Origin of the sequence: Bradyrhizobium sp. YR681 (assembly GCF_000282615.1) — a bacterium.
Classification (GTDB): domain Bacteria; phylum Pseudomonadota; class Alphaproteobacteria; order Rhizobiales; family Xanthobacteraceae; genus Bradyrhizobium.
Genome location: NZ_AKIY01000247.1, coordinates 25,331 through 46,197, shown reverse-complemented (window position 1 = coordinate 46,197; position 20,867 = coordinate 25,331). Strand labels below are relative to the sequence as shown.

The 20,867-nt window shown below is 65.3% G+C and carries 15 protein-coding genes; 8 read left to right on the top strand and 7 right to left on the bottom strand.

Translation table 11 applies throughout. The features are described from left to right. Nucleotides 1–26: 26 nt before the first annotated feature. A complete protein-coding gene (locus tag PMI42_RS26635) occupies nucleotides 27–1,817 on the bottom strand; it encodes an acyl-CoA dehydrogenase C-terminal domain-containing protein (RefSeq protein WP_008139873.1) in 1,791 nt (596 codons plus the stop codon). 40 nt (nucleotides 1,818–1,857) lie between these two features. After that, nucleotides 1,858–2,244: a nuclear transport factor 2 family protein gene (locus PMI42_RS26630; protein WP_008139870.1), complete on the bottom strand. Its 387-nt coding sequence runs from the start codon at nucleotides 2,242–2,244 to the stop codon at nucleotides 1,858–1,860. Nucleotides 2,245–2,452: 208 nt separating this feature from the next. Between PMI42_RS26630 and PMI42_RS26625 the strand changes: the two genes are divergently transcribed. Then, entirely contained in the window at nucleotides 2,453–3,055 is a 603-nt protein-coding gene (locus PMI42_RS26625; protein ID WP_008139868.1) for a PadR family transcriptional regulator, read from the top strand. A 4-nt stretch (nucleotides 3,056–3,059) separates the two neighbouring features. Here the strand turns inward: PMI42_RS26625 and PMI42_RS38140 are convergent, their stop codons facing one another. After that, nucleotides 3,060–3,236: a DUF2934 domain-containing protein gene (locus PMI42_RS38140; RefSeq protein ID WP_008139866.1), complete on the bottom strand. Its 177-nt coding sequence runs from the start codon at nucleotides 3,234–3,236 to the stop codon at nucleotides 3,060–3,062. A 276-nt stretch (nucleotides 3,237–3,512) separates the two neighbouring features. Between PMI42_RS38140 and PMI42_RS26620 the strand changes: the two genes are divergently transcribed. From PMI42_RS26620 to PMI42_RS26610, 3 genes are all read left to right on the top strand, one after another. Continuing rightward, nucleotides 3,513–6,998: a tetratricopeptide repeat protein gene (locus tag PMI42_RS26620; RefSeq protein ID WP_035966707.1), complete on the top strand. Its 3,486-nt coding sequence runs from the start codon at nucleotides 3,513–3,515 to the stop codon at nucleotides 6,996–6,998. 323 nt (nucleotides 6,999–7,321) lie between these two features. After that, the gene (locus tag PMI42_RS26615; protein WP_008139862.1) at nucleotides 7,322–8,239 is read left to right on the top strand and encodes a sulfite exporter TauE/SafE family protein; all 918 of its coding nucleotides are present in this window, start codon (nucleotides 7,322–7,324) and stop codon (nucleotides 8,237–8,239) included. Then, the gene (locus PMI42_RS26610; protein ID WP_008139860.1) at nucleotides 8,236–9,006 is read left to right on the top strand and encodes a TIGR02186 family protein; all 771 of its coding nucleotides are present in this window, start codon (nucleotides 8,236–8,238) and stop codon (nucleotides 9,004–9,006) included. Before PMI42_RS26615 ends, PMI42_RS26610 begins: the two co-directional genes overlap by 4 nt. A 105-nt stretch (nucleotides 9,007–9,111) precedes the next feature. Here the strand turns inward: PMI42_RS26610 and PMI42_RS26605 are convergent, their stop codons facing one another. After that, nucleotides 9,112–10,023 (bottom strand): DMT family transporter, encoded by a 912-nt coding sequence (locus PMI42_RS26605; RefSeq protein WP_008139859.1) that lies wholly within the window; start codon nucleotides 10,021–10,023, stop codon nucleotides 9,112–9,114. Between the two features lie 98 nt (nucleotides 10,024–10,121). Between PMI42_RS26605 and PMI42_RS26600 the strand changes: the two genes are divergently transcribed. After that, the gene (locus PMI42_RS26600) at nucleotides 10,122–10,985 is read left to right on the top strand and encodes a LysR family transcriptional regulator (RefSeq protein ID WP_008139858.1); all 864 of its coding nucleotides are present in this window, start codon (nucleotides 10,122–10,124) and stop codon (nucleotides 10,983–10,985) included. Nucleotides 10,986–11,009: 24 nt separating this feature from the next. Here PMI42_RS26600 and PMI42_RS26595 read toward each other — a convergent pair whose 3' ends face one another. Then, a complete protein-coding gene (locus tag PMI42_RS26595; protein ID WP_008139857.1) occupies nucleotides 11,010–11,255 on the bottom strand; it encodes a hypothetical protein in 246 nt (81 codons plus the stop codon). Nucleotides 11,256–11,478: 223 nt separating this feature from the next. On the opposite strand from PMI42_RS26595, the gene PMI42_RS26590 reads away from it, so the two are divergent. The 3 genes from PMI42_RS26590 (at nucleotide 11,479) to PMI42_RS37540 (ending at nucleotide 16,254) form a co-directional block, all read left to right on the top strand. Then, nucleotides 11,479–13,995, top strand: a complete 2,517-nt coding sequence (locus PMI42_RS26590; protein ID WP_008139856.1) for a glycogen/starch/alpha-glucan phosphorylase — start codon at nucleotides 11,479–11,481, stop codon at nucleotides 13,993–13,995. 227 nt (nucleotides 13,996–14,222) lie between these two features. Further along, nucleotides 14,223–15,038, top strand: coding sequence for an acyl-CoA thioesterase (locus PMI42_RS26585; RefSeq protein ID WP_008139855.1), 816 nt, complete (start codon nucleotides 14,223–14,225; stop codon nucleotides 15,036–15,038). Nucleotides 15,039–15,159: 121 nt separating this feature from the next. After that, a complete protein-coding gene (locus PMI42_RS37540; RefSeq protein ID WP_157195830.1) occupies nucleotides 15,160–16,254 on the top strand; it encodes an acyltransferase family protein in 1,095 nt (364 codons plus the stop codon). A gap of 82 nt (nucleotides 16,255–16,336) precedes the next feature. Here the strand turns inward: PMI42_RS37540 and PMI42_RS26575 are convergent, their stop codons facing one another. Together PMI42_RS26575 and PMI42_RS26570 are read right to left on the bottom strand one after the other, a co-directional pair. Further along, a complete protein-coding gene (locus PMI42_RS26575) occupies nucleotides 16,337–17,953 on the bottom strand; it encodes a phosphoenolpyruvate carboxykinase (RefSeq protein WP_008139852.1) in 1,617 nt (538 codons plus the stop codon). Nucleotides 17,954–18,238: 285 nt separating this feature from the next. After that, on the bottom strand, nucleotides 18,239–20,830 hold the full coding sequence (locus PMI42_RS26570) for a CHAT domain-containing tetratricopeptide repeat protein (protein ID WP_008139851.1): 2,592 nt from the start codon (nucleotides 20,828–20,830) through the stop codon (nucleotides 18,239–18,241). Nucleotides 20,831–20,867: the final 37 nt, after the last annotated feature.

Genomic DNA, 20,867 nt, shown 5'->3' with positions numbered 1-20,867 from the left:
TCGGGATCATTGATGACGCGAAATCCTCAGAACGCTTCCGCCGGCAATTCCATGATGGTGGCGGAGCCGGCCTGGATGCGGGCGAGATTGGCCGCGGTTTCCGGCAGCATCCGCTCCATGAAGAAGCGGCCGGTGACGAGCTTGGTCGAGAGATAGGGCGTCGCCCCGCTCTCGGCAATCTTGGCATTCGTCACCTTCGCCATCTTCGCCCACATGTAACCGAGCGCGACGAAGCCGAAGAGATGCAGATAATCGGTTGCGGCGGCGCCGGCATTGTCCGGCTTCATCATCGCGTTCTGCATCAGCCAGGTCGTGGCCTGCTGGAGATGTCCGAGCGAGGTCGAGAGCGGGGTGATGAAGGGCTTCATCGCCTCGTCGCCGCCGTTCTCCTTGGCGAAGGCCATGACCTCGCCGAAGAACGCCATGATGGCGCGGCCGCCGTCGCGCGGCAGCTTGCGGCCGACGAGGTCGAGCGCCTGGATGCCGTTGGCGCCTTCATAGATCATGGCGATGCGCGCATCGCGCACGAACTGCTCCATGCCCTGCTCGGCGATGTAGCCGTGGCCGCCATACATCTGCTGCGCCTGCACCGCGTTGGCAAAGCCGTAATCGGTGAGGAAGCCCTTCAGCACCGGCGTCATCAGGCCCATGTGGTCGTCGGCAGCTTGGCGGTCCTTCGGGTCCTCCGAGCGGTGGGCGACATCGCTCTTCAGCGCGGTCCACATCACGAAGGCCCGCGCGGCCTCGTTGAAGGCGCGGATCGACAGCAGCGTGCGGCGCACGTCGGGATGCACGATGATCGGATCGGCCTGCTTGTCCGGCGCCTTCGCGCCGGTGAGCGACCGGCCCTGGATGCGGTCGCGGGCATAGGCGACGGCGTTCTGATAGGCGACCTCGGACTGCGCGAGGCCCTGAACGGCGACGCCGAGGCGGGCCTCGTTCATCATCACGAACATGCCCTGCATGCCCTTGTTCTCTTCGCCGATCAGCCAGCCGGTGGCGCTGTCGTAGTTCATCACGCAGGTCGAATTGCCGTGGATGCCCATCTTGTGCTCGATCGAGCCGCAGACGACGCCGTTACGTGCGCCGACCGAACCATCGGCATTGACCAGGAATTTCGGCACCACGAACAGCGACACGCCCTTGATGCCGGCGGGCGCGCCCTCGATGCGGGCGAGAACGAGGTGGATGATGTTGGGAGCGAGGTCATGCTCGCCGGCCGAGATGAAGATCTTGGTGCCCGTGATCTTGTAGCTGCCGTCGGCCTGGCGGACCGCCTTGGTGCGGAGCATGCCGAGATCGGTGCCGCAGTGCGGCTCGGTCAGGTTCATGGTGCCGGTCCATTCGCCCGCGACCATCTTCGGCACGTAGGTCTGCTTCTGCTCCGGCGAGCCATGGACGATCAGCGCGGCGGTCGCGCCCATGGTGAGGCCGCCATACATCGAGAACGCCATGTTGGCGGAGATCTGGAATTCGTTGACGGCTTGCGAGAGCGTCACCGGCAGGCCCTGGCCGCCGAACTCGGTCGGCGCCGACAGGCCGAGCCAGCCGCCCTCGGCGACCTGCTTGAACGCGTCCTTGAAGCCCTTGGGCGTGGTGACGCTGCCGTCATCGGCGCGCTTGCAGCCTTCGAGATCGCCGACACGATTGAGCGGCTGCAGCACCTCTTCGGCGAGCTTGGCGGCTTCGCCAAGGATCGCTTCGCGGACATCGCTCGATGCATCGGAGAAGCCGGCGAGGTTGTCGTAACGGTCGATCTGGAAGACGTCGTTGAGCAGGAAGTTCACGTCTTCGACGGGGGCTTTGTAGATCGGCATGGTGGTCTCCCGGCAGGCGGTCTGAAGTGATGATGTTGGCTTAGGATTGGGCGGCGGCCAGCTGCTCCGCCATCAGGCGGTGCAGCATGTTGATCGCCTTGAGCGGCCGCACCATCACCTTGAAATTCGTGATGCGTCCCTCGGCATCGAAGGTGATGATGTCGACACCGTTGATCTCGATGCCGTCGATGACATTCTTGAATTCGAGCACGGCGCCATTGGCGCTCGTCCACTCGCCGACATAGGTGAAGCCCGGGCCGCCGAGCACCTTCCCGGCGCTGGCGAGGTATTTGAAGGTGATGTCGCGGCCGCGCTGGGGCGAATGCACCACGGGGCTTTCGAACACGGCGTCGGGATGCAGCAAGTCCCAGAGCGCTTTGGCATCATGGGACTTCATGAAGGCGTACCAGGAGTCGAGACCGGTCATTGACGATGCCTCCCTAGACAAAGGCCTTGGCAAAAAACTCGAAAACAACCCCATGCACAGTAGCGAGGAGTTTGATTCCGCTGGGTTTTTGGGTCGGGTATTGTGCCCCGGCCTTCGGTCGCCTCATATGCACATTGACGCATATGCACCAATACGCATAAAGTCAAGTCAATTGGCCGGGACCGACCTCGAAAAGGGAGCTGAAGCCATGGCGCTGGGCGACGCAATCCTCGCATGCCTGACGGAACGTCCGATGACGGGCTACGAGCTCGCCAAGACGTTCGACTCCTCGATCGGCTTCTTCTGGAAGGCCGACCACCAGCAAATCTACCGCGAGCTCTCCAAGCTGCGCGACCGCGGCTACATCCAGGGCCGCGAGGTCGTGCAGTCAGGCAAACCCAATAAGCTCATCTATACGCTCACTCCGGAGGGCCGAACAGCGCTGCGGCACTGGGCCGCGCGGCCAAGCACACCGCCCTCGATCAAGGACGATTTGCTGGTCCGGCTGCACGCGCTCGACAGCATCGACATCGAGCCCATGCGCGCCGACCTGATGGCTCGGCTGGAGCACCACCGCGACCGCCACACCAATTACGAGCGCATCCTGAAGAAGCGTTTTCCGGAGGGGACCGCGTCCGGCGTGCTCGATCTCGGCAACCTGCTGCTGCTTCAGCTCGGCGCCAGGCACGAGCAGATGGTCGCCGACTTCTGTGAAGAGGCGCTCGAAGCGCTGTCGGCGATGAGCGGCAAGGACAAGGGAATCGGCACCGTGGTGGCGCTGGAGGACGGCAAGCGCGAGGGGAAGGGATGAGCCGCTAGACCGGCAAATTATCGGTCATCCCGGGCGGCACCTCGCCTTGCTCTGACCGTTCGGCGAGAAGCTCTTTTTCAGCCTCATACCAGAAGGTGTCCATTTTCCCGCTTGGCTCGCCGGCACCTTTCCAGATCTCGTAAGCCCGCTTGCGAATGTCTTCTTCAGTCAGACCGGTCATCCTGAGCCACCCTTCGTTACTGAAATTCCAAGCTGCCAGCCCGCGGAGAGTTCCTGGCCCAGCGAGATTCCGATCGCATCCGACGGGTCGGACGGGGAGGGGCGCCCAATTTTAAGACAGCGGCCCCGCGGTTCCTTAACCCGTTATTTACCGTAACAGGAAAAAGTCGGTTTTCGAGGCAGACGACCCGCGCCAAATCCGATTGTCTTGCAACCGGCACGCGTGGGGAGACTGGAGGCGCCGGGTGGGGCGCCGGAGTCGGAACCGGACAGAGTCATGAATTCGCGCGTATCGTGGAGTGTTGACGGCATCGATCCATCCGTCCGGGAGCGGGCCGAAGCTGCTGCGCGCAGAGCCGGCATGTCACTCAACGATTGGCTGAACTCCACGCTCGGCGAGACTGCCCCGCCAAACTTTCGCGGACCTTACGACCAGCGTCCGCAGCAGATGCCGAGCCAGGCACCGATTCACCAGGCACCGAGCCAGGAGAGTCGCGAAGTCGCCGACATTCACCAGCGGCTCGACGCGATCACCCAGCAGATCGAACGGATTTCGAAGCCCGTCGCACCGCGTCAGGACGCATCGCGGCCCGATATCTCGCGCGAGCAGGGCGTCGCACGCCAGCTCAACGACGCGATCTCGCGGCTCGATGCGCGGCTGTCGCAAATCTCCCGCCCGCAGCAGCCGCAACAGCCTCAGGCGCCGCGGCCGGCCCCGGCGCCCTCACCCGTTGAAACGCGCCAGCGCCAGGCCGATATGGTCGAGCGCGCGGCCGCACAGGTCTATCGCAGCTCACCACCCCTGAGCCCCGCGTCGTTCGACGTCGCCGTCGCCGAGATCACGGCGCGGCAGAGCGAGCTCGACGGCTTCGCACCGCGGCAGATGCCGCCGCGCGCCGCCCCGTCGATTGCGCCCACCGCCGCTCCTTACGCATCTTACGCGCCTCCGGTCGCACCGACGGCGCCGCCCGCGCCCGCCTATGCGCCGCCGCCACCGCAAGCGGGGCCGGATTTCTCGTCGCTCGAGCGCCATCTGCTCAAGATCACGAGCCAGATCGAATCGCTCCAGCGCCCTGACAATACCGAGCAGGCGATCAACGGCTTCCGCGCCGAGCTCGCCGAGATCCGCAACGCCATCACCGAGGCGATGCCGCGGCGCGCGATCGAATCGATCGAGAACGAGATCCGCTCGCTGCATCGTCGCATCGACGAGAACAGGTCCAACGGCACCGACGGCCAGGTTCTGTCAGGCATCGAGCGCGCGCTGTCCGACATCAAGCAGGTGCTGCGCACGCTGACGCCGGCCGAGCAGCTCACCGGCTATGACGAGGCGATCCGCAATCTCGGCGCCAAGCTCGATCTGATCCTGCGCGCCAATGACGATCCCTCGACCGTGCGCCAGCTCGAAGGCGCGATCGCGGCGCTGCGCGGCATCGTCTCCAACGTCGCCTCCAACGAAGCGCTGGCACGGCTTTCCGAAGACGTCCAGCTGCTGTCGTCCAAGGTCGACCAGGTCACCCGCGCCTCCGGCTCCAGCGACAGTTTTGCCGTGCTGGAGCAGCGTATCGCCGCGCTCACCGCCGCGCTGGAAACGCGCGAGCGGCCTCAGCCGTCCGAGAGCAGCGAGCATCTGGAAGCCGCGATCCGCGCGCTGTCGGACCGTTTCGACCGCATGCAGGTCGGCAGCGATTCCGCTTCGACCTTCGCCCATCTCGAACAGCGCGTCTCGTATCTGCTGGAGCGGATCGAGGCTGCCTCCGATCCGCGCAACGGCAATCTGAGCCGCGTCGAGGACGGGCTGCACGACATCCTCAGGCATCTGGAACGGCAGCAGGCGACCTATTCGGCGCTCGCCGAGAGCCGCAATTCCGCGCCGCAAGCCGATTCCGGCATCGTCGATCTCGTCAAGCGCGAGCTCTCCGACATCCGCTTCAGCCAGACCGAGACCAACCGCAGCACCCAGGATTCGCTCGACGCGGTCCACAGCGCGCTCGGCCATGTCGTCGATCGCCTCTCGATGATCGAAGGCGATCTGCGCGCGGTGCGCACCGCACCGGCTCCTGCACCGCAGCAGATGCCCATGTCGACGTCCATGTCGATGCCGATGGCCGCGCCGATGGAGCCCGCGCCGATGGCGCGTGAGCCGCGGCCGCAAGCCCCGCAGCCGAAATACGATCCGAAGCCCGAACTGCCGAACCCGGCCGCCGCACAGCAGCCGCCGCAGGGCGCCTTCGTCGCCGCGCCGCGCGAATTCCACGCCGCAGCCCCCGCCGCGCCGCCGCCGATGCCGACGCCGGCCGCACCACCCCTGCCGCCGCGCGCGATCAGCGAGATCCTGGAGCCGCACACCGCGCCCTCCCGCGCCGCGCTCGCGCCCGAATTGCCGCCGGATCATCCGCTCGAGCCGGGTACACGGCCGGGCGGACGCCTCGCCACGCCGTCGGAGCGCATTGCCGCCTCCGAAAGCGCGATCAGCGAAATTCCCGCCGCGCCGAAGGAGCCGGTGTCGTCGTCGAGCTTCATCGCCGCCGCCCGCCGCGCCGCGCAGGCCGCCGCCGCGCAGCCGCCCGAGAAGCCGGCCCGTGGCGCCAAGGCCGCGATCACCCGCGCCAAGGACAAGGGCCAGGAAGCCGGCTCGACCATCACCTCGAAAATCCGCTCGCTGCTGGTGGGCGCCAGCGTGGTCGTGATCGTGCTCGGCACGTTCAAGATGGCGATGAACCTGCTCGATGGCGGCAGCGCGCCGCCGACGCCGCAGGCGATGGAGAATTCGACCAGCGAGCCCGCGCCGCTGCCCCCGCCGCCGCCGGTCGAGACCAAGCCCGCCACGCCCGAGCAGATCACGCCGTCGATGACCTCGCCGACGCCGATCGGACGGCAATCCCAGAACAATGCCGCGCCGGCCCTGCCCGCAAGCTCCGGCAGCTCGGCCTCGGTTGAAATCCCGCCGGCTCCGGCCGCGGCGCCGCCGCCTGCCTCCAGCGACGTCACCGGCGCACTGTCGGGCACCAGCCGCGCCAAGCTCGGCGTCATCCAGGTGCCGCCGACTGAAAAGCTGCCCGACGCCATCGGCGGCCCGGGCCTGCGCGCCGCCGCGATGAAGGGTGACGCGGCCGCAGCCTACGAAATCGGCGTGCGCTTTGCCGAGGGCAAGGGCGTCGCTGCGAACTACGACGAAGCTGCGAAGTGGTACGACCGCGCGGCGCAGGCCGGCGTGGTGCCCGCGACCTTCCGCCTCGGCACGCTCTATGAAAAGGGCCTCGGCGTGAAGAAGGACGCCGACACCGCCCGCCGCTACTACACGCAGGCCGCCGAGCGCGGCAACGCTAAGGCGATGCACAATCTCGCTGTGCTCGATGCCGACGGCGGCGGACGCGGCGCCAACTACAAGAGCGCGGCGCAGTGGTTCCGGAAAGCGGCCGATCGCGGCGTCGCCGACAGCCAGTTCAACCTCGGCATCCTCTATGCCCGCGGCATCGGCGTCGAACAGAACCTCGCCGAATCCTACAAATGGTTCAGCCTGGCGGCCGCCCAGGGCGACGCCGACGCGTCCGGCAAGCGCGACGACGTGGCCAAGCGTCTCGACCCGCAATCGCTCGCCGCCGCCAAGCTCGCGATCCAGACCTTCAGCGCCGAGCCGCAGCCCGACGACGCCGTCAACGTTCCCGCCCCGAACGGCGGCTGGGACAGCGCCCCGCAGGCGAACGCAAAGCCCGCGCCGAAGGCTGTTGCGACGAAGAAGTCGGCATCGGCGGCGCATTAAGCGGTTAGGACGCTCTCTCCTCTCGTCGTCGCCCGGCTTGACCGGGCGACCCAGTATTCCAGAGGCCGGCGTTAAGGAGCTCCCTCTCGCAACAACGGCCGCGGCGTACTGGATGCCCCGGTCAAGCCGGGGCATGACAGCGGAGATGGTGGCGAGATCGCGCAGTGAAGCGACCATCTGATCCGTCTTAGCTCATTCACCACCCGCAAATTTACCGAGCGCGCCCGACATCGAATTCCGCTATTGAGGGACGCGGCAATCGTTCCGACCTTCCCCGCGAGCATTCCGCGTTAGTCGATCCGTCTCGCTTGGCGCGTGGTTCAATGCAGCTCTACCTTCCGATCGCCGACCTTCCGGTCAACGTCTTCCTGGTGCTGGCGATGGGCGCAGCGGTGGGCTTCGTCTCCGGCATGTTCGGAATCGGCGGCGGTTTTCTGATGACGCCGCTCCTGATCTTCATCGGCATCACCCCGGCAGTCGCGGTCGCCTCCGTCGCCAGCCACATCGCGGCTTCGTCCTTCTCCGGGGCCCTCGCCTATTGGCGACGCCGCGCGATCGATCCGGCGCTGGCGAGCGTGTTGTTATGCGGCGGCGTGACCGGGACGGCACTCGGCGTGTGGACCTTCACGCAGCTTCGCGCGCTTGGCCAACTCGATCTGATGATCGCGCTGTCCTACGTCGTGCTGCTCACCACGGTCGGCAGCCTGATGTTCTCCGAAGGCCTGCGCGCCCTGATGCGGACCCGGCGCGGCGCGATGCCGCCGCGCCGGACGCACAACTGGATCCACGGCCTGCCGCTGAAGATGCGGTTCAAGCGCTCGAAAATCTATCTCTCGGTCATCCCCGTGGTGATCGTCGGCATCGTGATCGGCTTCATCGGCGCCATCATGGGCATCGGCGGCGGCTTCATTCTCGTGCCGATCATGATCTACGTGCTCAGGGTGCCGACGTCGACGGTGATCGGGACTTCGATGGTCCTCACGCTCGTCACCATGCTGTTCGCCACCATGCTGCACGCGGTGACCAACCACCTCGTCGATGCCGTGCTGGCGCTGATCCTGATGGTCGGCGGCGTCACCGGCGCGCAGTTCGGGGCACGCGCAGGCCAGAAGATCCGCGGCGAGCAGCTGCGGCTGCTGCTGGGCCTGCTGATCCTCTCGGTCGGCGTCCGCTTCGCGATCGAGCTGATCATCCAGCCCGCAGATCTCTTCACCATCCGTGAGCTGGGGGTGACCGGATGAGGCGCGCGCTTCTCGCAGCCCTCCTCGTCCTGCTGCTCGGCGGCGCCGCGCGGGCCGAGCGGCTGATCGTGTCGGTTTCCAACCACCGCGTTACGGTGACGCCGAACTATTCCGGCGAGGAGCTGGTGCTGTTCGGCTCGGTCGAGAAGGACGCGACCACGCCTGCCGACCGCACCGCCTACGATCTCGTCGTCACCGTGATGGGCCCGCGCGCCGACATGGTGACGCGGCGCAAGGAGCGCACGTTCGGCATCTGGATCAACACCGATTACCGGCAGTTCCTGCAGGTGCCGAGCTATCTGGCGCTGTTCGCCAACCGTCCGTTCGACCGCATCACGTCGCCCGAGATCGCGCGGCGGCAGCAGATCGGGCTGAACAACGTATTGCTGACCCAGCGGGTCAGCGGCGACTTTGCCGACGTGGTGCCGAACGACGCGTTCCGCACGGCTTTCATTCGCCTGCGCACCCAGCGCGGCCTCTATCGCGAGGATCCGAGCGCGGTGACGTTCCTGACGCCGACGCTGTTCCGCACCGGCATTCCATTGCCGGCGGAGGTGCCGATCGGCACCTATGAGGTCGAGATCAAGCTGTTCGCCAACGGCGCTTTCATCGGCAAGACCGAGACCGCCTTCGAGATCGTCAAGGTCGGCTTCGAGCAGTTCGTGGCGACGACGGCAAGACAGAACGGTCTGATCTACGGCCTCGTCACGGCCGCGATGGCGCTGATGACGGGATGGATGGCGTCGATTGTTTTCAGGAAGGACTAGCCGCATCCTCCGTCATTGCGAGCGCAGCGAAGCAATCCAGACTGTCACCGCGGAAAGACTCTGGATTGCTTCGCTGCGCTCGCAATGACGTGGAGAGGGGTGGGCCTACGACACCGCCTTCGCCGGCCGCGTCACCAGGTAGATGCCGAGCGCGACCGGGATGATGCCGAGCAGGTCGCGGGCCTCGACATGCTCGCCGAGCACGAGATACGCGAACAGCATCCCGAGCGGCGGCATCAGGAAATGATAGGCGCTGGCGGCGGTGGCGCCGCACACTTTCAGGAGATGAAACCAGAGCCAGTAGGCCAGGATCGAGCCGCCGAGCACGAGGAAGGCAAAGGCGCCGATCAGGCTTGGGGTGACATCGATGGCGTGAACATCGGCGAAGGTGAACGCGACCGGCGTCAGCACGATGCCGGCGGCGAGATTCTGCACGCCGTTGCCGATCCACAGGCTTCCCTTCGGTGCCAGCAGCTTGAACAGGATCGTGCCGGCAACGATGGAGGCGAGCGAGGCCAGGGTGAAGACGATGCCGTGCAGCGAATCGGTGCCGACCGAGAGGCGATGCCAGACGATCGCCGTCACGCCGATGATGCCGAGCAGGAGGCCACTGGCCTTGCGCCACGTCATGCCTTCGCCGAGCAGCAGGGCCGCTAACGCGGCGGTGAATACCGGATTGGCCGAGACGATCAGGCCGCCGAGGCCGGCGGAGACGGATTGCAGGCCGGTATAGCCGAGCCCGAGATAGAGCGCGTTGTTGGCGATGCCGAGCACGGCGAAGATCGCCGCATCGCGCCAGGACAATGACCAGCTGTCGCCGCGGATCAGTGTCGCGCCGAGGATCAGGACGCCGGCGAGCGAGAAGCGTGCGGCGAGCAGGATCAGCGGCGGGCAATGGGTGACGCCGATCTTGCCGGCGACGAAGGCATAGCTCCAGAGCAGGCAAAACAGGCCGATGGCGAGCGGCAGCGTGTTGAAGCGGCTGGGGGCTGCAGGAAGCGAGGTGGCAAGCGACATGGGGGCATTCTCCTGAACCCTCGATCTAGGGAGCCGGCTTGTCATTTGGAAATTAAATGATTAACTTGAAATCAGTGGATTTTCGAATGGAGGCCGGCATGCTCGATCTCGAGCTTCTGCGCAGCTTCGTCTCGGTGGTCGAGGCCGGCGGCTTCACCCGCGCCGGCGAGCGCGTCCACCGCACGCAATCGACCGTGAGCCAGCAGATCAAGCGGCTGGAGGAAGACGTCGGCCAGGTGCTGCTGCACCGCGACGGCAAGGACGTGCGCCCGACCGAGGCCGGCGAGCGGCTGCTGTCCTATGCGCGGCGGCTGCTGACGCTGGCCGAGGAAGCGCGCGACGTGATGCGCGAGCCCGACAGCGAAGGCGCGATCCGGCTCGGCATTCCCGAGGATTTTGCCGCGTACCGGCTGGCGAAACTGCTTGGCTCGTTCTCGCGCTCGCATCCCGGCCTGCGCATGGATGTGCGCGCCGACCAGAGCAAGAACCTGTCCCGCGACCTCGAACGCGGCGAGCTCGATCTGGCGCTGTTCAAGCGCGAGGCCGGCGCGAAGGGCGCGATCGCGGTGTGGCCGGAGCGGGTGCACTGGGTCACCAGCAAGAGCCATCCGGTCGACGTCAATGCGTCGTCGGTGCCGCTGATCGGCTTTCCGCTCGGCTGCCTCTACCGCGCCGGCGCCATCCATGCTTTGGAAAGCGCCGGCCGCGCCTGGCACATGTCATATTCGTCGTCGAGCCTTGCCGGCATCCAGGCCGCGGTCGCCGCCGGCATGGGCCTGAGCATCCTGTCGGAGATGTCGATCCAGTCCGACCACCGCGTGCTGACGGCGAAAGACGGTTTTGAGCCGATCAACCGGACCGAGGTGGCGCTGATGGCGGCGCCCAATGCGAGCCCCGCGACGCTGCGGCTTGCGGATCGTCTCGCCGAGTTTTGCGATGCGGTGCAGGCGAAGGCGGCCTGAGCTTGCGAGCCGCCCGGCCGCGACTCAATTCGCCGCCGACACCAGCCGGCCCCCGCACGCATTCGCGTAGAACTTGCCGCCGCATTGGCGCTTGATGGCGGCGCAGCGCGCGGTGGGCGAGGCATTTTGCGGGACGGTGAAGCCGCAGCTCAGGCCGTCGGCGCTGCGGCCGGATTTGCCGGCGGCAAATGCCGCGCTCGAGGCCGAGATGCAGACGACGAGCAGGGCCGCGGCGGCGATTTCGATCAGCAGTCGCGTCAGCAGTCTCATGGCACGTCTCCTCCACACTGATGGCTGAATTGGCCGTCATTCTAGCACCAAATCCACGCGTCTCCGTGGTCATCCGGGTTCCCAAACCGGCCCGTTCCTTGCATAATTTTACGCCAGCGCAGTGCATGGCCGCACCAGCGATGGTTCCGGTACGGGGGCAAGGCGCTTAGGGTTACAAGACGCGTAGGGTTAGTGGTGTTCTCGCGACCAGGAAGTGACGGCCTTGCAAGATCAATCGTTCCAGCCAAATTTGCCCGCCTCGAACCAGCCCATCGACGAACTGGCGCTGGCTGAGATCAAGGGCGCGATCCTGGCGAAGCTGCGCCTTGCCATCGGCAAGGACGCGGGCATGGCGACCAAGCACGACTGGTACCAGGCCGCAGCGCTGGCGCTGCGCGACCGCATCGTGCATCGTTGGCTCACGGCCGAGAAGCACAGCTACGACGCGGGGCGCAAGCGCGTCTATTATCTCTCGCTCGAATTCCTGATCGGCCGTCTCTTCACCGACGCGCTGAACAACATGGGCCTGCTGAAGATCTTCGAGGTCGCGCTCGGCGATCTCGGCGTGTCGCTGCCCGAGCTGCGCAAATGCGAGCCGGACGCGGCGCTCGGCAATGGCGGCCTCGGCCGGCTCGCCGCCTGCTTCATGGAGAGCATGGCGACGCTGTCGATCCCGGCGATCGGCTACGGCATCCGCTATGATTTCGGCCTGTTCCGCCAGATCATCAATCAGGGCTGGCAGCAGGAATATCCGGACGAATGGCTCGGCTTCGGCAACCCCTGGGAATTGCAGCGGCCCGAGGTGATCTACGACATCAATTTCGGCGGCGGCGTCGAGCATGTCGACGACAAGGGCCGCGACCGCGCGATCTGGCATCCGGGCGAGACCGTGCAGGCGATCGCCTACGACACGCCGATCGTCGGCTGGCGCGGCCAGCACGTCAATGCGCTCCGCCTGTGGTCGGCCCGCTCGCCCGATCCGCTCAAGCTCGACGCCTTCAACAAGGGCGACTATGTCAGCGCCAGCGCCGAGCAGTCGCGCGCCGAGGCGATCTGCAAATTCCTCTATCCGAACGACGAGAGCCCGGCGGGCCGCGAGCTGCGCCTGCGGCAGGAATATTTCTTCGTCTCGGCCTCGCTGCAGGATCTGATCAAGCGGCATCTGTCGTCCGACGGCCAGCTGCGCAGCCTGTCGTCCAAGGTCGCGGTGCAGCTCAACGACACCCATCCGAGCCTCGCCGTCACCGAGCTGATGCGGATCCTCGTCGACCTCCACAATTTCCGCTGGGACGAAGCCTGGAAGATCACGGTCGCCACCCTCTCCTACACCAATCACACACTGCTGCCCGAGGCGCTGGAGACCTGGCCGGTCGAGCTGTTCGAGCGGCTCTTGCCGCGGCATCTCGAGATCATCTACCGTATCAACGTCCAGCATCTGGCGCTCGCCGAGGCCCGGGCGCCGGGCGACATCGATTTCCGCGCCTCGGTCTCGCTGATCGACGAGAAGAGCGGCCGCCGCGTCCGCATGGGCCAGCTCGCCTTCGTCGGCTCGCACCGTATCAACGGCGTCTCGGCGATGCATTCGGACCTGATGCGCGAGACCGTGTTCCACGACCTCAACCATCTCTATCCCGGCCGCATCACCAACAAGACCAACGGCATCACCTTCCGCCGCTGGCTCATGCTGGCGAACCCGAAGCTGACCGATCTGCTGCGCGAGACCTGCGGCGATGCCGTGCTCGACGATCCGACCCAGCTGTCGCTGATCGAAGCGCGCGCCAGCGACGTCGAATTCCAGAAGAGATTCCGCGCCGTCAAGCTCCACAACAAGACCGCGCTCGCCCGCCTGATCGGCGAGCGGCTCGGCATCAAGGTCGACCCGACCGCGCTGTTCGACGTGCAGATCAAGCGCATCCACGAATACAAGCGCCAGCTGCTCAACGTCATCGAGACGGTCGCGCTGTACCAGGCGATCAAGGACGACCCCAACGGCAATTGGGTGCCGCGGGTCAAGATCTTCGCCGGCAAGGCGGCGGCGAGCTATCGTTACGCAAAACTGATCATCAAGCTGATCAACGACGTCGCGGAGGTCGTCAACAACGACCCCGCGATCGGCGGCAAGCTCAAGGTCGTGTTCCTGCCCGACTACAATGTCAGCCTTGCGGAGGTGATCATTCCCGCGGCCGATTTGTCCGAGCAGATCTCGACCGCCGGCATGGAAGCCTCCGGCACCGGCAACATGAAGCTGTCGCTGAACGGCGCCCTCACCATCGGCACGCTCGACGGCGCCAATATCGAGATCCGCGACCATGTCGGCGTGGAGAACATCGCGATCTTCGGCATGGAAGCCGGCGACGTGATGATCCGGCGCAAGCAGGGGCTGGACGCCTCCGACGTGATCCGCAATTCGCCGAAGTTGCAGCGCGCCATCAACGCGATCGGCGCCGGCGAATTCTCGCCCGGCGATCCCGGCCGCTTCGAATCCATCGCGCATGCGCTGCGCTACCTCGACCATTACATGGTCAGCGCCGATTTCGATTCCTATTACGAGGCGCAGCGCAGCGTCGATGCGCGCTGGCAGGGGGCGCCGGCCTGGACCCGCGCCTCCATCCTCAACGTCGCGCGCATGGCGTGGTTCTCGTCGGACCGCACCATCCGCGAATACGCCGAGGAGATCTGGAACGTGCCGGTCAATCCGACCACGCCGCTGCTGCCCAACCTGCGCGACGCCGCAGGCTGATTTTTCCGCGACGTGGAAGCGGCGTTACCTGCGAGGTTATTGCATCTCGCGAGGCGGATGATGATATGATCGTCATCATCCCCAAGACGGTGAGGGCGATACGGACGCCGTCGCCTCAACACCGTCATTGCGAGCGCAGCGAAGCAATCCAGACTGTCTCCGTGGAAAGATTCTGGATTGCTTCGCTGCGCTCGCAATGACGGCCGGGGAGACATCGAGGATCGCCCATGCACGCCAAGCTCCCGCACCCGTTCGACGACGCCACCCGCATCACCGCAGGTGACAGCAGCTGGCAGGGGCACACCAGCGACGACTATTGGGCCTTTGTCGGCCCGTTCGGCGGCATCACGGCAGCGACGATCCTGCGCGCGCTGATCGAGCATCCAGAGCGTGCCGGCGAACCGCTGGCGTTGACCGTCAATTACTGCGCACCGATCGCGAAAGGCCCGTTCGATCTCGACATCCGCCTGGTGAAAGCCAATCGTTCCAGCCAGCATTGGAGCGTCGAACTGTCGCAGGGCGGCGGCGACGTCGCAACGCTCGCCACCGCGGTGTTCGCCGAGCGCCGGCCGTCCTGGGAGCACAGGGTGGCGCAATATCCGGATGCCAAGCCGTTCGAGCAGACGATGCCGTTCCCGAAGATCTCGGCGTCCTGGGCCAACCAGTACGAATTCCGCTTCGTCGAGGGTGAGATGCGGATCGGCCCGCCGCAGGCCGAGCTTGCCAGCACCTATTCGAAGATCTGGATCAGCGACCGCACGCCGCGCAAGCTCGACATGCTGTCGCTGATGTCGATGTCGGACGCCTTCTTCGGCCGCATCTTTCATGCGCGGCGCGAACTGGTTCCGTTCGGCACGGTGTCGCTGACGACGTATTTCCACACCGACAGCGAGGAGCTGGCGGCCGAGGACATCACGCGCGTGCTGGCGACGGCGGATTCGAAGATCATGCACAAGAGCTACGCCGACCAGAACGCCGAGCTGTGGTCGCCGAACGGCAGGCTGCTCGCGACGACGACGCAGATCGCGTATTTCAAGGCGTAGCTTTCCCGCCCTCTCCCGCCATGTCGGATGTGAGGGGATGGCATCACCTCAGATCATAGTAAGACTATGGTAATGACTACAGGTTGAGAATTGCGCCTTCCTCGTCATGGAAGGTTCCCGGGTGAAAGAGAACAGGTCGCCGCCGCCTGGCAACCGAGACGGATGGCTCGACCTGTTGCGGGCGCTCGCGGTGAGCCTCGTTCTCGCCTCCCATGGCAGCTGGTTCTTTGAACGGCCGGAAGAGAGCGCTTTTGCCAACGTCACGGCAACCCTTGGCGTGGAGATATTCTTCGTTCTCTCCGGCTTTCTGGTCGGCGGCATCCTGTTCAAGCAATTCGAGTCCGAAGCATCCTGGCAGAGCCTGCTGTCGAACTTCTGGGCGCGTCGCTGGATACGGACACTGCCGAGCTACTACCTATTCCTGGGGCTGAACATCCTCATCTACCAGCCCTCGGGGCTTCCATCATTGGGGCCCTATTTCGCCTTCCTGCAGAACTTCGCGCATCCGATTCCGGCGTTCTTTCCCGAATCGTGGAGCCTTGCGATCGAGGAACTCTTCTATCTTTTCTTTCCGCTCGTCGTCATGGCATTCAGCAAGACGCAAGGCCGCTCCACGCGAGCGTTCATCCTCGCCGGCGCTTTCGTCTTCCTGCTCTCTCTCGCTGCAAGGATCGGCGCCGTCGTCCTGTTTGAGCCCACGCTGGAAACGGGAATCAGAAAGATCGCGATCTTCAGGCTCGACGCGATCATGACGGGCGTGTTCGCCTATATTGCTGCCGGATGGATCGGAGCGAGATACAGACCGGCGCTGCTGATGGCGGGTTTGGCACTCCTCGCAGTTTCGATCGCAGTTCTGGCGCGGCCCCAACCGGAGCTGGACCACAGCTTCTTCGCCAGGACATTGCTCTTTAACGTCGTGCAGCTGTCGATTGCCTTGCTCATCATCTGGGGCGTCGGCCGGATCAATCTCCCAAGCGTGACGGCGACGAGCGTGACCGCTTTATCCAAATGGTCCTATTCGCTCTATCTGGTCAATATTCCCGTGATCATCGTGATCCATTCGATCTGGAAATTGGAGCCGGACGTCGCAGCGGCCACGGTGATGTCGGCTGTGATCTATGCCGGGATCTGTCTGCTTTTCGCCGCGGCGCTTTACCATTACTTCGAGCGGCCCATTCTGAACTGGCGGGATCAAAGGACCTTGGCGACCTCCTAGCGGAGGAGGCAACCGCACCCCCCGCGAAGAAACGAAAAGGGCGGCCTCGCGGCCGCCCTTTTGCATTTCAATCGATGCGCGGTTACTCCGCCGCGAGCTTCACGTCCGGCGCGGCGGCGCGCACTTCCGCGTCGACCTGGGCCTCGAACTTGGCGAAGTTCTTCTGGAACATGCCGACCAGCGCGCGCGCGGTCTTGTCGAACTCGTCCTTGTCCTTCCAGGTGTTGACCGGGTTGAGGATCTCGGCCGGCACGCCCGGCAGCGCGGTCGGGACCGCGAAGCCGAAATATTTGTCGGTGCGGAATTCGACGTTACGAAGCGAGCCGTCGAGCGCGGCGGTGAGCAGCGCGCGCGTCACCTTGATCGGCATGCGCGAGCCGGTGCCGTACTTGCCGCCGGTCCAGCCGGTGTTGACCAGCCAGCAATCGACATTGTGCTCGGCGATGAGGTCGCGCAGCATGTTGCCGTAGACGCTGGGGTCGAGCGGCAGGAAGGGCGAGCCGAAGCAGGTCGAGAATTCCGGCTGCGGCTCGTTGCCGAGACCGCGCTCGGTGCCGGCAACCTTGGCGGTGTAGCCGGACAGGAAGTGATACATCGCCTGCGCCGGCGACAGTTTTGCGATCGGCGGCAGCACGCCGAAGGCGTCGGCGGCCAGCATCACCACGTTCTTCGGCTGCGGCGCGCGGCCGGTGCGCGAGGCGTTCGGGATGAAGTCGAGCGGATAGGCCGAACGGGTGTTCTCGGTCTTGGAGCCGTCGTCGAAGTCCACCACGCGGGTGTCCTCGTCGAGCACGCAGTTCTCGAGCACCGCACCGAAGCGCGTGCTTGCGGCATAAATCTGCGGCTCGGCTTCCTGCGACAGCTTGATGCACTTGGCGTAGCAGCCGCCTTCGAAATTGAAGATGCCGTTCGGGCCCCAGCCGTGCTCGTCGTCGCCGATCAGCGTGCGGTTCGGATCGGCCGACAGCGTGGTCTTGCCGGTGCCCGAGAGGCCGAAGAAGATCGCGGCATCGCCCTTGGCGCCGACATTGGCCGAGCAGTGCATCGGCATCACGCCGCGCTCGGGCAGATAGTAGTTGAGCGTGGTGAAGACAGACTTCTTCATCTCGCCGGCATAGTAGGAGCCGCCGATCAGCACGATCTTGCGGGCGAAGTCGATCGCGACGACGTTCTCCGACTTGCAGCCATGACGCTTCGGATCGGCGCGGAAGCTCGGCATGTCGATGATGGTGAGCTCGGGCGTGAAGGTCGACAGCTCGACCGCCTCGGGGCGGATCAGCAGCGTGCGGATGAACAGCGAGTGCCAGGCGAGCTCGGTGAAGACACGGGTCTTGATCCGGTAGGCCGGATCGGCGCCGCCGTAGAGATCCTGCGCGAACAGGCTCTTGCCTTCGGCGTGCTTGAGGAAGTCCTGGTAGAGCGTCTCGAACTGCTCCGCGGTGATCGACTGGTTGCCGGCCCACCACATCTTCTTGTCGGTGGTGGCGTCACGCACCGTGAACTTGTCCTTGGGGCTGCGGCCGGTGAACTCGCCGGTGTCGGCGCAGAGCGCGCCGTCGGCGGACAGCACCGCCTCGCCCGCGGCGAGCGAGTATTGATAGAGTTGCGGCGCACCCAGGTTCCAGTGAACCTGCTTGAGATTCTTTAAGCCGAATTTGTCGGCACCGCAGGCACCGTTGCGCACGCCCGTCTCTTTCACGAAAAATCCTCCTAGAACCCGCGATACATAGCGCGACCTGACCTTGGCGCCATCGCGGTTACCGTGAATTACAGGCCGTCCGGCCTCGGTTGGACGACCTAATATCGGTGAACGCCGACGTTGCCAAGCTGATCCCGCAGGATTTGGTTTATTCAAGGACCGCGCCAAACGTCGCGCATGTCAGCTCTGAGCAGGCGCACCAAAAAACTGCAAATGATCGCGCAACCAAATGCATGTTTCGACGTTATATGGGGTTATTGCGACGCACAATCCTGCTGATGCGGCTTATCGTACCTCACCCTCGCCAATCAGCGCGAACGGCCCCCACATCGCGGGATAGGCATTGCGCGGCGATGAGGCGTCATCAACATACGCCAGCATCGCACGGCGCAATGCTTGGGCACGGCCGATCCCTGGTTCGTTTTTGAGCAGGGCGAAAGTCGACGTGGTCAAGCGGGTGGCAGCTTCCGAATCCACTGCCCAATGCGAGACCAGAAGCGCGCGGGCGCCGGCATAGAAGAACGCGCGCGCCAGACCCGACAGCGCCTCCGCACCGGGCTTGTCACCAGCGATGGTGTTGCAGGCCGACAGCACGACCCAATCCGCATTGAGCTTGAGCTGAGCGACTTCGCTCGCAGTGAGAAGACCGTCGTCGAGCTCGGAGGGCTGATCCGGAATCGAGAGTGCAAGCGAGGGCTCGCCAAGACCCTTGACGTCGCCTGCGACGAGGCCGTGGGTGGCGAAGTAGATGATGCCGTATTGAGCAAGCGCTGCACGCTTGAGCGTCGTTTCGCTGGCATCGCGGCCGAGATGGATATCGACCTCGCCGGCGCCGACATCCTTGGCCACCGCGTTCAGCTCGTCCGCGGTGTCGGGCAGCTGCGGCAGCGCTTTCGCAAGCTGCGCGCGATCGACGCCGGCACCGCGCCAGAAATCGGTATAGGCCGATGTCGCGATGCTGCGTGCCGCGACCTTGCCGCTTGCGGCGCGACGATCGGCGGGCCCTTCGGCCGCGGGGTTGAACACCGGATCGCCAAAACCCGTCATCGGCTTGACGCCCATATCCCGGCGCGCAAAGGCACGCAGCGATTTCAGGCTGATCACCGACGGCAGCACCGAGACAGCCTGGCGCCGCAGCAGCCAGGCAGCGCTGCGATAGCCCTCGAGCTTGTCCGGGATCGCAGCGTGCGGCGTCTCCGTGACGAGCAGGTGAAACGGCAATGCCGTCAGAGCCGCCGACGGCACCACCAGCAGGCTGCTCTTGTCCTTTGTCAGCGCCTCGACCGGGCCGAGCAGTGCGACATAAAGCTCATTGGCGAGGGCGAGGTCGAACAGGCCCGACTTGCCGGAGGCGTCGCGCGCCTTGCCGACGTCGAGCCCCTTGCGGAATGCCGTGACTTTCTGCGTCAGCACGTCCGCGCCGAGCGGAACCTCTTTCCAGTCGACGCCCTCGCGCGTGATCGCGATGACATAGCTCTGCTTGTCGACGACGGAATAGATCGTCATCGCCTCGTCCGCCGACAGCAGCGGCTGGATGTCCTTCACCGCGAGCGGCAGCGGGTTGGAGAGCGAGGCATAGTCGGGAAACTCGATCGTCAGCGTTTTCTGCAAGCCGGCGCGCTCGCTTGCGATCGCCGCAATTCGGGCGCGGCTGCGCTGCTCGGCCGTTGTGTCGCGCTGCGCGGCCTGCTTGGACACGGCGGTGATGATCGCCTTGTCGAGCGCCTCGGCCTCGCTGCCGAGATCCTGGTCCTTGCGCACGAGCTCGGCGAGCCGGTCGCTGCCGGCAGCAAGCCGCACCGCGAGCTTGTTCACGGCCGAGGCGGCGGACGATTGCGTGCCGCGCTGGATCGCGGCCAGCGCTTCGTCGAGCGCCCTGTCATCGGCCAGGAGATGCTGCCGGCGTGCGGAAAACAGGATCGGCAGCACCACGCGCAACTGCGCGCGGTTGGTCGCAAGCGTCCGTTCCGCCAGCGGCAGCGCATCGGCAGTACGCCCGGAGACGTAGAGGAAATAGGCGAGATTGCTGGTCGAGGTCGCGACGTCAGGATGATCCGGCCCGAGCGCACGCTCGCGGATCGCCAGAGCGCGGCGATAGAGCGGCTCGGCATCGGCGTAGCGCCGCTGATGCTCGTAGAGTCCGGCGAGATTGTTGAGCGAACGCGCGACATCGGGATGATCGGGTCCCAGCACCTTTTCGCGGATCGCGAGCGAGCGCTTGATCGGCGCCTCGGCCTCCGCATCGCGATTGAGGTCGCGATCGACCTGGCCGATATTGTTCAGGACGGTTGCGACCGCGGGATGTTCGGGCCCGGCGGCCTTCTGATAGATCGCAAGTGCCCGCTGGAACAGCGGCTCCGCCTCGGCCTGCCGTTCCTGCTTCACGTAAAGCGTGGCGAGATTGTTGAGGGCGCGGCCCACATCGGGATGCTCGCGCGACAGGCCCTTCTCGCTGACGACCAGGGCACGCCTGAACAGCGGCTCGGCCTCCGCGAAGCGGCCCTGCCGCTGATAGATCGCGGCGAGATTGGTCAATTCGGCCGCGATCAGCGGCGTTTCGAGACCGAGCGATTTTTCCATCAGCGCGATGGCGCGCTTGTAGAGCGGTTCGGCGAGATCGTCGCGACCCTGACCGGCATAGACCTGGCCGAGATTGTTGAGCGCGGCGGATAGTTCGCGGCCGTTGTCGCTCTTTTCCAGGCTCGCAACCATCCCTTGCGCGAGCGGAAGCGCGTCCGAATATTTGCCGGCGCCCATGAGCGCGTTGATCCGCGCGCTCTCCGCGGCGAGACCTTTCTGCGCAAGGGCGGGCGTCGCGAGCATTCCTGCGATCGCGAGCGCCAAACCCGCGACCAGCGTCAGACGACGGCGTGTCATGAACCCTCTCGCTGCGAGCCGTAGAACCTTTACGGTC